A 14,784-nucleotide genomic window follows, 5' to 3' on the forward strand; every position below is an offset into this window, starting at 1 on the left:
ATGGAAAAGAGTTGGCAAGATTAAGCCCGACTATGCATGACACAAGAATAAAAGTAGTTAGCAGCCGTCAGTAACAGAACCATAAAGAGAATCTTCACCCTCAACTTTAGGGTGGTAGTAATACGCGTAGCATCTATCCGCTATTTTGAAGCCTTCTGGCCAAATGAATACCATTTTAGCGTTACTCGGAGCGGGTTTAGTCACAGCGTCAGGTAAGATGCTTTGATTGATATTATTAACGGTTTGGTTACCTACACCACACAGCGAGTAATCAGAACACACTGAATTGAAGTTTGTATAGGGAATCACTTCTCCAATATCAACCAGATAACGCCACGCGTTGTTCCAATGGCTATCAGCAAAACCGTACGCAACCGGAATTCCATTATCCGGCGAACTAAAGCCTTTATCGTATACTTTTCCTGTTTCCCCTGTTTCATTATCAATCACAGCTTTGGCGTTCACTTGAACTCCACTAGTTTCCATAGCTGCGGAAACACCCTGAATAAAAGAAATTCTGGCATCATTTTGCAGATTCAAAAATCTTGGTGCAGCTACAACGGCGAGTACCCCTAGAATAACGAGTACAACCACTAATTCGATTAGCGTGAAGCCTTTTATTTTGACCATTCCTTGTCTCTATTTATTACTAAGCAACTTATTGATTATATTCCAATTGTCTAAGATGCACACTGGTCACTATTGCTTATTCGCTCTGAAGCTTAGTTGCTTAGTTGTTTAGTTGCTAACAACGCTATCAGTACACCCAGAGCACTGAAGTCACACCAACATGAGATATGAGATGCCAAGCGTTGTCAGTCTGCTTAACTTATTTCTAAAGGATATTTCTACGACGTGCTTCTTTTTTAAAGCTAGCTTCGCGATAAAGCCAAAGAACACCGTTGCCTATCAGCATTAGTAGTGTAAACAACGCAAAGTTGGAAGCTTGACTCTGGAAAAATGCAGGAACACCTTGCTCACTAACGGTAGAATATTGGAAAACAATACTAAAAACCAGATAGAAGGCTACAGCCCCAAGAGTGCTTTTAAACAGCCAACTTAAGAAGCCCTGCTCTCGCTTTCTTTGCCAAATTTCAAACACTTTGTCGTTCATATAACTACCTAACTCAATTTTTCTTGTTGTTGATTTTGATACTTTGATTTTGCATGTTATCACTTTTACACGTGCAACGCCTCACATAGACATGTCACTCAACGTTCGCTTTTTTGCATGAAGTCTTTGACTATGATTGCTTTAGTTTAAGTAACAATGGTTAAAGATTTTTAACTATCAAAATACAACCACTTCCAACGGTTTCAAAACAACTCATTCTGATTCTCAATTTGAGAATGAACCTCTTGCCCCATAAATCCCGCGAAAAAACAACCACTTAAAATTGGCATCCTAATTGCAGTATCTCTACCAGTTACCATTTTACTGCTGTTAGGGAGAAAGGAATGCACCCAACAACTAACCTACTTATTGTTCACTATGGCGATGATTGGATCAGAGGCAGTGAAGCGTGTCTTTTGAATCTTCTTGATTCTCTGTCGACTAACTTCAAACCTGTGGTTTGGACTAACAATCAAGTACTGGTGCATGAACTAACAGCAAAGGGAATTGCTGTACATTCTTCTAGCTTTGAGTTGATTAACCTTCAGCAATCAGCCTTTAATGTGAAGGCACCAGTGGCGCTGTATAAAAAGGCGTGCGCAATCATTTCCGAGCACAATGTTAACCTTATCCATGTTAACAGCGGCGCACCTTGTCAGTGGATGACCTTGGTAGCAACAGCAAAGCGCATTCCAATGCTTTGCCAACTTCACAGCCCTTATAACTTACATGACCGCTTCACACTTGCTCTTCATTCAGCACAGCGTTTAGTGGCAGTGAGCCACGCTGTTGCTAAGCCTATGCTCGATGAAGGCTATCCAAAACAACACCTTACCGTTGTTCATAACGGCATCCCAAATATCGATCTAAGCCAACCGCTAGATGTAAGAGAACACCTAAATATTCCGACAAGTGCAAAGGTGCTTGTCAGCGTAGGGTCTCTTATTACACGCAAAGGCTTCGATAAACTCATTCAGGCCCTTGCTCGCTTAAACAGTAGCCAGGATCAGCATCACCTCATCATTATTGGAGAAGGGAGCGAGCGTCTGAATCTAATTAAGCAAATCCAATCACTGGATCTAAGCTCTAGAGTTCATCTCGTCGGAGAACAAACTAACGTTAGCGCATGGCTTGCAGGCGGTTGCGACCTGTTCGTCAGCGGCGCAAGAAGCGAAGCCTTTGGCTTGGTATTAGTAGAAGCATCTTTAGCGGGGCTTGCGGTTGTTGCTCCAAATGTTGGCGGCATAAGCGAGGTCATTGAACACGAATCCACTGGCCTGTTATATGAAAATGGTGATAACGAGATAGATTCCATTGTTGGTGCGGTAAACCAACTCTTACAGTGCCCAGAGACTTACAAAGTGATGGCAAGTCGAGGAAAACAAGTTGCCAAAGAATGCTTCTCTCTAGAAAGAAACACCTCTCAAATGGAGGCCATTTATAAGCAGTTGCTAGAGGATGGCGTAAACCAATCTTGGGGTGCATGGTTTAGCGCCCTACTGCGTCCATTTACCACCTTCTTTAGAACGCGTTTCTTGGCAGAGAACAAAGCAGTAAGGGGCGCACATGAAGCCTAATCATTGCATCATATTTGACCCTATTCCATATCATGGAGGGTCGAAAGTCGCTACTCAGCTAGCTATTCAACAAGTTAACGACGGGACAGTGTTTCATGTGCTTAGCGCCTCACCGATGAGTTGGAATCAAAACCAAAGCAATAAGGTCAGTGTCACTACCTTAGCCATGCCTAAATGCCTTGCGATCCAAACCCAAGGACTTGGCTACTGGGCAAAGCAAGCTTATCTATTGTTTTGTCTAACCATGTTTACAGCGTGGGTGGTGATTACCAAATTCAAAAAACCAAACACTCTAGTTATGGCATCGGGACCAGGCGTGGATTTTGCAGGCTACGCTGTCTCTAAACTAATGCAAATTCCCCTGCTTCAGCTTATTCACGGCCCTGTGGGAAAAAGTAGCGCTGCAAAATGGTGTCTCAACCAAGGGCATCCGACCTTCTATTTGCAATCAGCTGAGCCAAGTTTGCTTTTGTGTATGGATAGCGAATCACTTCCTGCAAACTTTAAGACCTTCACCAATGGTTTGGACGAAAATGATTACCCAACACCCCATTCGTTTTCCATCAATGGAATTACAAGCTTCTACTGGGCAGCCTCGCTTTTAAAATGGAAGGGGCTGGACATCCTTAAACATGCCATCGAACTGACAGAACCCAGTTCACAGCTCACAACCAACATCTGCTACATCAAGCCTCAGAACTCAAATGCGGAGCAGTCATTAGTTGATGCCACTATCCCTAACACTTGCTGGTATCACGAGCCCAACAACCTTGATGAAATCAGAGCTAAATCAGACGTTTATATTTCCACCAGCACTAATGAACCCTTTGGCTTATCTACCCTAGAAGCCCTTGCGGCGGGACTTATTGTGGTCATTCCTAAAGATAATGCATTCTGGGATAAGAAGTTACAACATAACGTAAACTGCATTAAATACGGTGCAAATGACGCGCAAAACCTAAGCCAAACCATGGCGCACATTGCTAAAAACCCAGAACAATACCAAGGCATTGCAAAACAAGGACAAAAGGTCGCAACGCTATACCTAGCAAGTAACACCTACCGCGATATTGCATGGGCAATCGAGGCAAAATGCCCTCAAGAACCGACTTTAGGAAGCGGCTATGAAATCAAATCGGGAGAGCAACAATGAGACTCCCTACTGTATCGGGCGTACAGAAACAGATGCTTGGCTATGCGTTCGCTCTGTTTTTCATGAAGGGGCTGTCCCTTATCATGTTGCCAATCACAACCCGCTTTTTATCGCCTGCTCAAATCGGTGAATTGGAGCTGCTCGCTGTTACAGCGTCCTTCATTGGTATTTTATTGTCCGCTAGTCTGCACGAAGCCTTGTATCGATACTGCGCAGAACAAACCACTAAAAAACAGAAGCTTACAACGGCAAGTAACCTGTTTACCCTAACCTTGTTAATCTCAATGTCATTCGCTTGCATTGGATTTGTAGTGACCCTGTCACTTGAATGGGGCGAAACATGGGCCCTTTCAAGACAAGCAGTGCTCCTGCTTTGGGTGTCACTGACTATTGAAGGCGCTATTGCCATATCCCTAGCTTGGTTAAGAATGCTCGATAAAGTAAAGGCGTTTTGCCGCATCTGCATCATCACCAGTCTGATTCAAGTCGCGCTTGTCTTAACATCGTTGCAATTAGGCTATGGCGTGGTTGGGGTTCTTGTCGCAGGTTTCGTTGCTCATTTCGTCCAGTTCATACTGCTTATTCTTGCTAGCAAGCTCACCGTTACATTTCCTAGCACGCAGTTTATCAACACTAACCTGCGCTATTCATTGCCTCTAATGCTGTCGGGCCTAGTGGCGTTTGGACTTAATGGCGCTGAGCGCTGGTTGATGCTTGAGGGTGAGTCTCTCGCCATGGTGGGACAATATGCGGTGGCCGCTAAGTTTGCTCTGGCTATGTGCGTTCTTGTTCAGCCCTTTGGTATGTGGTGGATGCCTAAGCGCTTTGTCGTTGCAAACAGCAATCCGTTAAAAGCGGCTAAAACTACGGAGCTTGGCATTATGTATGTGTGTCTGTTGGCGCTGTTCATTGCTCTATTTGGACAATGGCTGTTGGCGTTCGCCTTGACTGAAGATTACGCCATTGCGCGGCAGTTACTAGTAGGTGCTCTATTCATGGTATTGGGCAAGGAATTCGCTGAACTTGTTAACCTTGGACTACTTCAAAACAAACAAACGAAGACCATCTTAAACGTTAACCTTTGCACTACTGTATTGACCTTAATCTGGTGCGGCTTTACCTACCATTGGGGTATCTGGTCAATAATGCTGAGTATCGGGATCGCACAGTTAATTCGCGCGCTCACTCTTTATAAGCTTTCACAGCGCCACCATGCTCTGCCATATCGTAGCTTGAGATTGATCTTGTACCCGTTGATTACGCTTGGGGGACTAGCCGTTATTCAGTTGGGCTCAAACATTCAAGGCATTAGCTCGCTCGTTGGTTCGGCCCTGTTATTAATTGCGACCTACACAATTGTGCTACCACAACATACCCAAGCTAGAAAGGTAGGTGCTTAATGACACCTTCAATCAACCATTCCGCTAACTCAATGACTGCGCCTAGTGTTATTGCAACAGTCGCCGTTACCCTGACCATCGCCTTGATTTGGTGGAAGGTTCCCCATCCAGTCGTTGGTCTAGCCCTATGTCTACTGCCCGTTGCCGTGCTAGTGGTGGTGAAACACTTGTTCTGGTTCGTAACCCTGTTTGTTGTGTTTTCTTTTTTCAGAATCCACGAAGTCATCCCAGCGCTCATGCCATTTAAAATCCCTCTATTATTGTCTCTTGGCGCCTTAGCCTCGTTATGCTGGCACTCGTTAATAAGCAGACAACTTAAAGTCTACTGGCACCCTTCTATGAAATGGCTAGTAATATTTTGGGGTTTGGTTGCCATTGGTTTAGCGTTCGCGACCAATCGCGGTGAAGCGTTATCAACCTTTAAAGGGATCTACTGGAAGATCATGTTGATGACCTTGGCCATCATTTGGATTATCAACACTAAAGAACAGTTGTCTAAGATATGTTGGACCATAGTCGCTGCAGGTTGCCTAGTGGCCTGCGTCGCTTTGTTTAATTCAGTTAACGGCATTGGGTTGGTTGAAGGCTCTCGAGTGACGATAGGACGCCAAATTGGGTCTATGCTCGGCGACCCCAACGACTTGGCACTCGTGCTGCTGTTTCCATTGGCGTTTTCCGCGAGTTTTTTCTTTAATAGTCGTCTATCAAGGATCAGTCGCTTAATGGGTTTCACCGTTCTCGCTTTACTCTCGATGGCCATTATTGCAACGCAGAGTCGTGGCGGCCTGCTCGGCATGGTGGCGGTATACGCTGTGTATATAAACCAAGCAGTTCGTTCTAAATTATTACTTGTAAGTCTTGGAACCGTTGGATTAGCCGTACTTTACTTAGCTGCCGGGATCTCGGAACGTGCCTCAGGTGGCGCGGCTGAAGCAGGGATAGATTCTTCCTCTATGGGACGCCTATATGCATGGGAAGCAGCGGCAAAGATGGCAGTTGAGAATCCTTTCACTGGTGTCGGAATCAATAACTTTTACTCCAACTACTACTTTTACAGTTCTCACTGGGATGGGTTAAACCACGCCGTACACAGTACATGGTTTGGCGTTTTGGCTGAAACAGGTTTCTTAGGCCTAATTGTGTTTATCACTTTGATTGTCTCTTTGCTTCGCACAGCTAAGCAGTCGCTTAATTGCATCAAAGCATCAGCAACCTCATCACCCTATCTAGAAAGCTCGGCAAACGCTGTCTACGCTGGACTCATTGGTACTATCGTGTCGGGCACCTTTCTTACCCAGGCCTTCGTTTGGCCAATCTACATACTGGCTGCCCTTATTATCTGTGTCTCGAGTATTGTTCAAAACGATTCTCAAATTGAGAAAGCACAATAGCCATCATCTAACTAATTGTTTTTATTAACTAATATTTTTGGCACGTTCTGTGTATTACCCATATAGGGAAAGTGATATCGGTAATGCACAAAGGAACGTTGCTATGAACGTATTAGATGCCAATCAGCTAAAACAAAAACTAAAAACCAGCCAAAGCCCTCTGGGAAAAAAGCTCTTTTCACTGGCTAAAGCCATACGTGTTTGCGATATCCGATATCCAATGGTGTTAAATAAACTTATCTATACCTCATATGTAGGCTTTAGAAACGGCGTTAACTTCATCCTTCGCGTACTGGTTGAAACACCCGCTTTTCGAGGTCGCTGTCAACGATCAGGTAAAGCACTTTACCTGTATGGAGGCGTTCCTTTTGTGTCAGGGCCGCTTGCTATCACCCTTGGAGACCATTGCCGTATCTCAGGGCAAACCACCTTCAGTGCCAGCGCTCATACGAGCAACCCTTCCCTCACAATCGGCTCCAATGTTGGCATAGGATGGCAAACCACCATCGCCGTTGGCACAAAAGTGGTCATTGAAGATAACGTGCGTATTGCAGGCAAGGCCAACCTGTTTGGTTATTCTGGCCACCCATTAGATTCAAGAAGAAGAGCAAAAGGCGAGCCGGATGATATTAGCCAGATTGGCGACATTGTATTAAAGCGAGACTGCTGGTTAGGCACTAACTGTATTGTAAAAGCAGGCGTTACTATCGGCCAAGGCGCGGTTATCGCTTCGGGTAGTGTCATCACAGAAGACATTCCCCCATTTGTTATCGCCGCAGGCGTTCCGGCGAAGGTGATTAAGTACATATCCCAAGAAACACATTGTGAGCAAGGAGGCGAGCATGCGTGATCTCATTGTTTTTGGTGAAGACTTTGGCGGTCTTCCTTCTAGCACCCAACACATAATTACTCGCTTGAATCCGCAGCGTCGCATTCTTTGGGTTAACTCCATTGGTCTGCGCAGACCTCGCTTATCCGCAAGCGACATGAAGCGCGCATACAACAAACTGTTTTCCAAAAACACTGACAAAGCGTCAATGGCGGCCAAAGTGCAAAGTATCCCGAGTAATATGGAAGTAATAAGCCTAAAAACCTTACCTGCACCTAAGTTTGCGTGGGAACGAAAACTCGCAAAAAGCTGGATGGCGTCTCAATTAGCGCCAACACTAGAGCGCCTCGAGTTTAACAAGCCAATTTTGTGGACCTCATTGCCAACAGCCGCCGACTTATGTGGTCACATCAATGAGTCATCGGTGGTCTACTATTGCGGTGATGACTTTGGCGCACTGGCAGGTGTTGACCATAAAACGGTGATCCAGCATGAGAACAAGCTTACCGACAGGGCAAACCTTATTCTAACGGCAAGCGAAGCAATGCAACAACGCTTCCCTGCCTGTAAAACACAATTACTGCGACACGGTGTTGATTACGAACGTTTTTCTACTCCCGCTCCTCGCGCTGCTGACCTTCCAACAGGAAAACCCATCGCTGGATTTTATGGCAGCCTTTCTAACTGGCTCGACTACGACCTAATTAACCAAACCGCAAAAGCGATGCCTGATTGGAATTTCGTATTTATTGGTCGTAATGAGTTGGCACACAACCCGTTTGCAGATCTGGACAACATTCACCTGCTTGGTCCGCGTCCTCACCATGAGCTTCCGAGTTATAGTCAGCATTGGGACGTTAGCCTTTTGCCTTTTATTCTCAATGAGCAAATCAAGGCCTGCAGTCCGTTAAAGCTGATGGAATACGTGGCATGTGGAACCCCTGTTATCACCACACCTTTCCCTGCTTTAAAACCGTTTGAAGACCAAGTTAATGTGGTCAATGACAGCAAGCAACTCATTGATTGCTTGAGTCGCCATCAGAGACTCACCCGTTGTCAGAGTCATAGCGTTGCGAACGAAAGTTGGCAGCAACGCTCTCAGTTTGTTGACTGGTTATTGGAGTTATTATGATTGAGCTTAAACTGCGCATAGCTGGATTAATAGTGAGTACCTGGCGCCGTCGTTGGGTAATATTACTACCTGCTTTGATCCTCCCTTTAGTGGCTATCGGTGTATCCAAGCTCGCCCCTACAAACTACAAAGCGCATACCAGTATGCTCATTCAAGAAACGGCTAAAATGAATCCATTTCTTCAAGATCTTGCCGTATCTACCATGTTGAACGACCGCTTAAACGCGGTAAAAACATTGCTTAAAAGTCGTCATGTCCTTTCCACCGTAGCACTAGAACTTGGGCTTATTAACGAAAACAGTTCTAACTATGAAAAAGACCAAGTAATGGCAAGAATAGCAGCCAATCTTAACGTGGTTCAGCAAGGGAAAGATCTTCTAAAGATCGAGTACTCAGCCCCTTCTCCATATGGGATGAAAGAGCTGCTGGAGTCTGTGAGTCGTCATTTTATTGAACAATTATTAGCCCCCGAGCGCTCTTCAATTCGCGACTCTAGTACCTTTTTAAACGAACATATTGAAAAGCGCTTTTCCGACTTACAAATGGCAGAGCAAAAGCTTGCTGACTACACCAATGTCCACTCTTCATTAACCCCGGAGATCCGCTCGCAAAGCTACGCTCGTATTGCAGTGTTAAAACAAAGCCTGGCTGAAAAAGAGGCCGAGCTGTTTGGTGTGGAACGAAGCCTTGGCTCTTTGGATCAACAGCTATCTAGCACCAACCCCGTTGTTGGCCGTATTGAAGACAAGATCATTGAGATCCGCAGCGACTTAACCCTTTTACAAGCTCGATACACTGAGAATCACAGCTCAGTACAAGCAAAGAAAAGAGAGCTAAAGCGTTTAGAGCACGAGCGTGAGGTACTTCTCAATTCAAACCAACCCACACTGAATACCGACCAACTTCGCAATATGGCTAGCAGTCAGAACCTAAACAGCCTAACTAGTATTCAACCATTGTTGATGAGCCAGTTACAGAATCTACAACAAGTGCAAAATCGCTTTGAGGCGCTCACCGAAGAGACGGCTCGATTAACCATTATGATTGCGGAGCTAGAACAGAAAACCCAAGGCTATGGTGACAACGTGAAAGAGATCTTTAGCCTGCAACGAGATGTAGAGATGAAACGTCAGTTGTACGAAGAACTTGTGCAGCGTTATGAAATGGCACAGTTAACAGGCGCTTTAGGTGTCTTTGAAGAGAACAAACGAGTGAAGATCATTGATTTGCCATTTACACCAAGCTCTCCCTCAAACTGGCCGACTATATTTTATGTAATATTGGGATTAATTGGAGGATTAGGGTTAGGAGTGGGTCTTGCCGTTCTATTAGAGTTGTTCGACACAACACTGCGCAGTAAAGCCGATGTAGAATCTATGACCTCCATCCCTGTCATTGCTATTGCACCGCAACACGGATAAATACACGTAATCTGACAGACATAAAAAAGGACAAACCGAGGTTTGTCCTTTTAGTTTAAGCCATTGACGTTGTTATTTGTTTATTAGTCTAGTTCACATTGTACATATAGCACTTCTGTTTCTGCTTTATTTAGCTTACTCGCAATAGCCGCACCGGCTTTATTGCATTCTTCTAACGACTTAAATTGAGTATTTACATCAAGCTCTGCCGTGCTTTGTGCACCGCCCATCATCAAGCTAAGAATTAGTGTCAGTTCGTACATAGGTTTACCTCATTGTCAGTGAGCAAAGGCGTCCATTATGAAGAATTAAGACTATTAGATTCAATCCTAAGCACTTTGCTGATATGCGGCCATACTACTCAATCACAGCCAATTATACTTACCATTATGCGACATCAAGAGTAAAAACCACTATCGTGTCAGATGGTATTTTGACTCATCGCTTTACGCGTGGAGGTAATCACTTCATCAAAGAAGTGCACAACTTCCCCTTTGTTTAACCAATCGGGTTTAAAACGAAACTCGCTCCAATTACTCACCTTATGCCAAGTATTATCCAAGGCCGGGCCATGCACATATAACACAGCGATCAGCAGACACTGGCACGCGCTAATAAAAGGATTCTTAGGTGAGAATACTTTAAGGGCAGTGCCAAAAGACATCTTTATGCGCCTATTGGCCAAATCTACGCTATATAACTCATCTAGCACAAGATGGACTACCCCACCAAAGCAGATGAAGGCGCCAGAAAGCCATGCCGTCACATCGCTATAACCGAGCAAAAACACCAACCAGACTATAAGCAGCCCTGACATCGCAATAAATGCCAATGAATGGCAAGAGCCCCGGTGAACAGTGAGCTTCTCTAGCATTGCTTTTAAGTTGTAGCGAATGGATAAATAGCAAAACAGGCTATAAACAATCAGCTCCAGCATGGATACCTTTAAATAGATATGACCCACGAAGCTGAAAGTGGTGAGCGCTCCAAACAAGCGAAAGAGCGTACTCATAGAGGTTGAGTTATCGGAATCGATATCAGGTAACAAGCCACCTATCGTACCTAACAGTATCAACCATAGTGCGGTAATGGGTACAATGTGCCCTGCCGATAGCAGGGCTGTCGCCGCTAAACTACTCGTCAGCGCGGCTGTTCCAAGATGTGTATTGAAATTAGCCACTGTAATCACATTTACAAAGACAGCTATATCATCAAGACCTAAGGGCTCTCCCTATTAATAATGTCTTGTCTAATCGCTATCTTTGCCTTTTAAAACTGGATAAATAAACAGTATACATGCTAAATGAATAATACTGTACTAAATCACAGTATTATAGTCATCAAACCTTTTAACTGCGGTATTTTTGATCAGTTGTCTTTGTAACTAATACTCCTAAACACGTTTTTCACTAGCGGCAGTGAGACCTAAAGTCATTAAATTAAGCTTCTTTCAATTGCAGCAGATCCCATTTGTTCCCATAAAGGTCTTGGAATACCACCACAGTTCCATAGTCTTCTTCTCGCGGCTCTTCATTGAAGGTAACCCCGTTGTCTTTCATTAATTTATAATCACGCCAAAAGTCATTGGTTTGTAAAAACAGGAACACACGACCGCCCGTTTGGTTTCCAACAGCGTGACGTTGTTCGTCAGTAGCAGCTTGAGCAAGAAGCAGGTTTGTACCATTTGAGTTTGGCGGAGAGACTTGCACCCAGCGTTTTCCATCCCCTAGGTCAGTATCTTCAACTAATTTGAATTGAAGCTTTTGGGTATAAAATTCAATCGCATCATCATAGTTTTCCACGACTAATGCGATGTTTCCAATTTGCTGCTGGATTACTTGAGACATTAAAATTTCCACTATAAAGAATATCGATATCGATATCGTCTATCGAGACGCGACGATAGCCAAGCAGGGCGTTTTCGACACTTGACCCCAATAAGCAAGGTGTTTATATTTACGCCGCCTACTGGGCACACCCTAAAATGCACATCGCTATCCTGCCATCACTGGTGCATTTATATTGGTGTTAAGTCATTTCATGTTAACAAAAATTCGTTCTTTTACTCGCGAATCTGGTGCTTTAATGCATCTTTCCATTCCTATAATTCTGACTCAAATTGCAACTCAAGCTATGGGGTTTGTTGATACCACTATGGCTGGTCAAGTCAGTCCCGCTGATCTTGCGGCCATTGCGCTTGGAACGAGTCTCTGGATTCCAGTTTTGTTGCTACTAAGGGGCGTCATAATGGCATTAACCCCTGTCGTGTCCTTTCACCGAGGTGCTAAAGACTTCTCTAAAATCTCTATCGAGTTTTTTCAAATGGTATGGCTCGCACTAATCGCTAGCCTATTGCTTATCCTTTATCTCTTCAGCGCTAAGCCAATATTGGATTGGATAGGCGTAGCTGCTGAGATCATACCAATTGCTAGTGACTATGCCTTTGCACTTGCCTTTGGCGTTCCGGGTATCGCTCTATTTTATACGCTCAACGGATTTTGTGAGGGTATGAACAACACCAAAGTACCCATGATTGTCTCGGTGATAGGATTGTTAGTGAATATTCCCGTTAACTACATACTAATTTACGGCAAGTTCGGATTCCCTGAGCTTGGTGCCGTGGGTTGTGGATGGGCAACGAGTATAGTGTACTGGTTGATGTCTGTTTCGTTGTACTGCTATATCAAACGTCATCAACACTATAAAAACATCTTTTGCTTCACGGACATAACACCTAGATTGAAGGAGATGCTCCATCTTCTGAAGTTGGGTTTGCCTATTGGAATGAACATCGCCGTTTGTGGCAGCATCTTTGCGGTTATTGCATTACTTATTGGTCGCATAGGCGCTGAAAATGTTGCGGCGGCACAAATCGCACTGAATATTTCAAGCATGACCTATGTTATTCCAATGAGCATATCTTTTGGCATCACTATTCGTGTCGGTCATGCATTAGGAGAAAGAAATGAATCCAATGCCATTCAACGCAGCTCAATAGGTATAGTAGTGGCGGGGTTAGTCTCTTCGCTGTCTGTTACAACGCTATTATTGTTTCCTGAGTCCATTATTAGGCTGTATACCTCGGATCCTGTCATTAGCGCAACAGCAGCAACACTGCTCACCTTGACCGCGATGTATCAATTCAGTGACGCGTTGCAAACGTCAGCCAATGGCGCACTGAGAGGATATAAAGATACCAAAGTACCCATGTTTTTAGCCATTGCCTCCTACTGGGGACTCGCCCTACCCTTGGGTGTGATACTTGGCCTAACGGATCATATTGTGCCCGCAATGGGCGAGACCGGCTTTTGGTTTGGAATTGTCACTGGACTCACAGTGGCAGCAGGATTGATGCTTTTACGTCTGCGATATGTTATCAGGTCTAGAAACTCGCAACCGCTGATCGTTGCAACAGCAAACTAGCGTTATAAAGCGCGATATGTCAGCCGATAGATCGCGCTTTTCGTTTTCTTTCAAGACAAAACAGAATCGGCAATCTGCGTGATAATCTGCAAATAAAATATGCTAGTCTTAGCTCACCCCAATCACGAGACATTCACTAGCATGAAAATTTTCAGTAACTTCGAAAGCGGCAACATCAACGTTGTTTCAGCAGATTCTCCACAAGACATTCAACTTACTATACCTGCTGATAACCAAACCGAAATTTCACAATGGTTTCACTTTCGTCTAGAAAGCGAAGCGCAACAAGCACACCATTTTACCATCAGTGAATTAGCGACATCCGCGTATCCTGAAGGTTGGAGTGACTACGATGTGGTTGCCTCTTATGATCGTGAAGAGTGGTTCCGTATTCCTGCTCAGTTTGATGGCAACGCACTAACGTTTGATATCATTCCAGAACACGATTCTATGTACTTTGCGTATTTTGCGCCGTACTCATACGATCGCCACCAAGACCTTTTGCACAGCGCACAAACGCATACGGCGTGCAAGCTAGAGACACTTGGTCATACGCTTGATAACAACGACATCAGCCTACTGACTATCGGCGAGCCAAGCCCTGAGAAGAAAAACGTTTGGGTTATTGGTCGTCAGCACCCTGGTGAAACGATGGCTGAATGGTTCATCGAAGGCTTCTTACAACGCTTACTTGATGAAACCGATACAGTGGGCCGTTCTCTACTAGATAATGTAGTGATTCGTGTTGTTCCCAACATGAACCCAGACGGCAGTATTCGCGGTCACCTTCGTACCAATGGTATAGGCGTTAACCTTAACCGCGAATGGCAAACGCCTTCAATGGAGCGTAGCCCAGAGGTATTCCTAGTTAGAGAGCGCATGCTAGAAACGGGCGTAGACATGTTTTTGGACATTCACGGTGATGAAGCGATTCCCTACAACTTTGTTGCAGGTAGCGAAGGCATCCCTTCTTACGACGAACGTATCGCGCGTTTAGAGAAGCACTTCAAACAGGCACTGCTTACCATCACCCCTGAATTTCAAGATGAAGTAGGTTACGACAAAGACGAGCCGGGTAAAGCTAACCTTACAGTGGGTTCAAACTGGGTAGCAGAGCAGTTTAAATGCCTGTCTTACACCGTCGAAATGCCGTTTAAAGACCATATCAGCCATGCCGATGAGCTGTACGGCTGGTCTCCAGACCGCAGTGTTGCTTTTGGCCACGAGATGCTAGCCGCTGTTTGGGCGACAGTTTCAGAGTTGTAATCTCTTTAGATACAATCAAAAGGGCCTGATAGCAGTATTGCTATCAGGCCTTATTTCTATGTAAGCGTCACTAAGTTC

At 44.7% G+C, this 14,784-nt stretch carries 14 protein-coding genes; 9 read left to right on the top strand and 5 right to left on the bottom strand.

The genetic code is table 11. The annotated features are described in order from the left end of the window. Positions 1-57: 57 nt before the first annotated feature. Positions 58-630: a prepilin-type N-terminal cleavage/methylation domain-containing protein gene (locus OCU35_RS16080; protein ID WP_261826541.1), complete on the bottom strand. Its 573-nt coding sequence runs from the start codon at positions 628-630 to the stop codon at positions 58-60. Between the two features lie 205 nt (positions 631-835). Beyond that, positions 836-1,114, bottom strand: a complete 279-nt coding sequence (locus OCU35_RS16085; RefSeq protein WP_017028175.1) for a hypothetical protein — start codon at positions 1,112-1,114, stop codon at positions 836-838. Between the two features lie 344 nt (positions 1,115-1,458). Between OCU35_RS16085 and OCU35_RS16090 the strand changes: the two genes are divergently transcribed. From OCU35_RS16090 to OCU35_RS16120, 7 genes are all read left to right on the top strand, one after another. Then, complete coding sequence (locus tag OCU35_RS16090) at positions 1,459-2,691, top strand: glycosyltransferase (protein WP_261826542.1); 1,233 nt, start codon at positions 1,459-1,461, stop codon at positions 2,689-2,691. Beyond that, the gene (locus OCU35_RS16095; protein ID WP_261826543.1) at positions 2,681-3,844 is read left to right on the top strand and encodes a glycosyltransferase; all 1,164 of its coding nucleotides are present in this window, start codon (positions 2,681-2,683) and stop codon (positions 3,842-3,844) included. The genes OCU35_RS16090 and OCU35_RS16095 overlap by 11 nt, the downstream gene beginning before the upstream one ends. Next, positions 3,841-5,244, top strand: coding sequence for a lipopolysaccharide biosynthesis protein (locus OCU35_RS16100; protein ID WP_261826544.1), 1,404 nt, complete (start codon positions 3,841-3,843; stop codon positions 5,242-5,244). The genes OCU35_RS16095 and OCU35_RS16100 overlap by 4 nt, the downstream gene beginning before the upstream one ends. Next, positions 5,244-6,635, top strand: a complete 1,392-nt coding sequence (locus OCU35_RS16105) for an O-antigen ligase family protein (RefSeq protein WP_261826545.1) — start codon at positions 5,244-5,246, stop codon at positions 6,633-6,635. Before OCU35_RS16100 ends, OCU35_RS16105 begins: the two co-directional genes overlap by 1 nt. 103 nt (positions 6,636-6,738) lie before the next feature. Next, the gene (locus OCU35_RS16110; protein ID WP_102542623.1) at positions 6,739-7,485 is read left to right on the top strand and encodes an acyltransferase; all 747 of its coding nucleotides are present in this window, start codon (positions 6,739-6,741) and stop codon (positions 7,483-7,485) included. Continuing rightward, positions 7,478-8,596, top strand: coding sequence for a glycosyltransferase (locus OCU35_RS16115; RefSeq protein ID WP_261826546.1), 1,119 nt, complete (start codon positions 7,478-7,480; stop codon positions 8,594-8,596). Before OCU35_RS16110 ends, OCU35_RS16115 begins: the two co-directional genes overlap by 8 nt. After that, complete coding sequence (locus OCU35_RS16120) at positions 8,593-10,017, top strand: GNVR domain-containing protein (protein WP_261826547.1); 1,425 nt, start codon at positions 8,593-8,595, stop codon at positions 10,015-10,017. The genes OCU35_RS16115 and OCU35_RS16120 overlap by 4 nt, the downstream gene beginning before the upstream one ends. An 83-nt stretch (positions 10,018-10,100) precedes the next feature. On the opposite strand, the gene OCU35_RS16125 is transcribed toward OCU35_RS16120, so the two are convergent. From OCU35_RS16125 to OCU35_RS16135, 3 genes are all read right to left on the bottom strand, one after another. Further along, entirely contained in the window at positions 10,101-10,280 is a 180-nt protein-coding gene (locus OCU35_RS16125) for a hypothetical protein (RefSeq protein WP_017028167.1), read from the bottom strand. Positions 10,281-10,438: 158 nt separating this feature from the next. Next, the gene (locus OCU35_RS16130) at positions 10,439-11,197 is read right to left on the bottom strand and encodes a metal-dependent hydrolase (RefSeq protein WP_102382399.1); all 759 of its coding nucleotides are present in this window, start codon (positions 11,195-11,197) and stop codon (positions 10,439-10,441) included. A gap of 259 nt (positions 11,198-11,456) precedes the next feature. Beyond that, complete coding sequence (locus tag OCU35_RS16135) at positions 11,457-11,864, bottom strand: VOC family protein (RefSeq protein WP_102499576.1); 408 nt, start codon at positions 11,862-11,864, stop codon at positions 11,457-11,459. Between the two features lie 193 nt (positions 11,865-12,057). On the opposite strand from OCU35_RS16135, the gene OCU35_RS16140 reads away from it, so the two are divergent. Further along, positions 12,058-13,440 carry an MATE family efflux transporter gene (locus OCU35_RS16140; RefSeq protein WP_261826548.1) on the top strand — a complete coding sequence of 461 codons (1,383 nt, stop codon included), beginning with the start codon at positions 12,058-12,060 and terminating at the stop codon, positions 13,438-13,440. Between the two features lie 141 nt (positions 13,441-13,581). Next, a complete protein-coding gene (locus OCU35_RS16145) occupies positions 13,582-14,706 on the top strand; it encodes a M14 family metallopeptidase (protein WP_261826549.1) in 1,125 nt (374 codons plus the stop codon). Positions 14,707-14,784 lie beyond the last annotated feature (78 nt).

This window comes from Vibrio breoganii, assembly GCF_024346795.1.
Lineage (GTDB): Bacteria > Pseudomonadota > Gammaproteobacteria > Enterobacterales > Vibrionaceae > Vibrio > Vibrio breoganii.

Bases quoted from the DNA above. Each gene is read 5' to 3' on its own strand.
- OCU35_RS16080 (WP_261826541.1), bottom strand. From the start codon at position 630: ATGGTCAAAATAAAAGGCTTCACGCTAATCGAATTAGTGGTTGTACTC.
- OCU35_RS16085 (WP_017028175.1), bottom strand. From the start codon at position 1,114: ATGAACGACAAAGTGTTTGAAATTTGGCAAAGAAAGCGAGAGCAGGGC.
- OCU35_RS16090 (WP_261826542.1), top strand. From the start codon at position 1,459: ATGCACCCAACAACTAACCTACTTATTGTTCACTATGGCGATGATTGG.
- OCU35_RS16095 (WP_261826543.1), top strand. From the start codon at position 2,681: ATGAAGCCTAATCATTGCATCATATTTGACCCTATTCCATATCATGGA.
- OCU35_RS16100 (WP_261826544.1), top strand. From the start codon at position 3,841: ATGAGACTCCCTACTGTATCGGGCGTACAGAAACAGATGCTTGGCTAT.
- OCU35_RS16105 (WP_261826545.1), top strand. From the start codon at position 5,244: ATGACACCTTCAATCAACCATTCCGCTAACTCAATGACTGCGCCTAGT.
- OCU35_RS16110 (WP_102542623.1), top strand. From the start codon at position 6,739: ATGAACGTATTAGATGCCAATCAGCTAAAACAAAAACTAAAAACCAGC.
- OCU35_RS16115 (WP_261826546.1), top strand. From the start codon at position 7,478: ATGCGTGATCTCATTGTTTTTGGTGAAGACTTTGGCGGTCTTCCTTCT.
- OCU35_RS16120 (WP_261826547.1), top strand. From the start codon at position 8,593: ATGATTGAGCTTAAACTGCGCATAGCTGGATTAATAGTGAGTACCTGG.
- OCU35_RS16125 (WP_017028167.1), bottom strand. From the start codon at position 10,280: ATGTACGAACTGACACTAATTCTTAGCTTGATGATGGGCGGTGCACAA.
- OCU35_RS16135 (WP_102499576.1), bottom strand. From the start codon at position 11,864: ATGTCTCAAGTAATCCAGCAGCAAATTGGAAACATCGCATTAGTCGTG.
- OCU35_RS16140 (WP_261826548.1), top strand. From the start codon at position 12,058: ATGTTAACAAAAATTCGTTCTTTTACTCGCGAATCTGGTGCTTTAATG.
- OCU35_RS16145 (WP_261826549.1), top strand. From the start codon at position 13,582: ATGAAAATTTTCAGTAACTTCGAAAGCGGCAACATCAACGTTGTTTCA.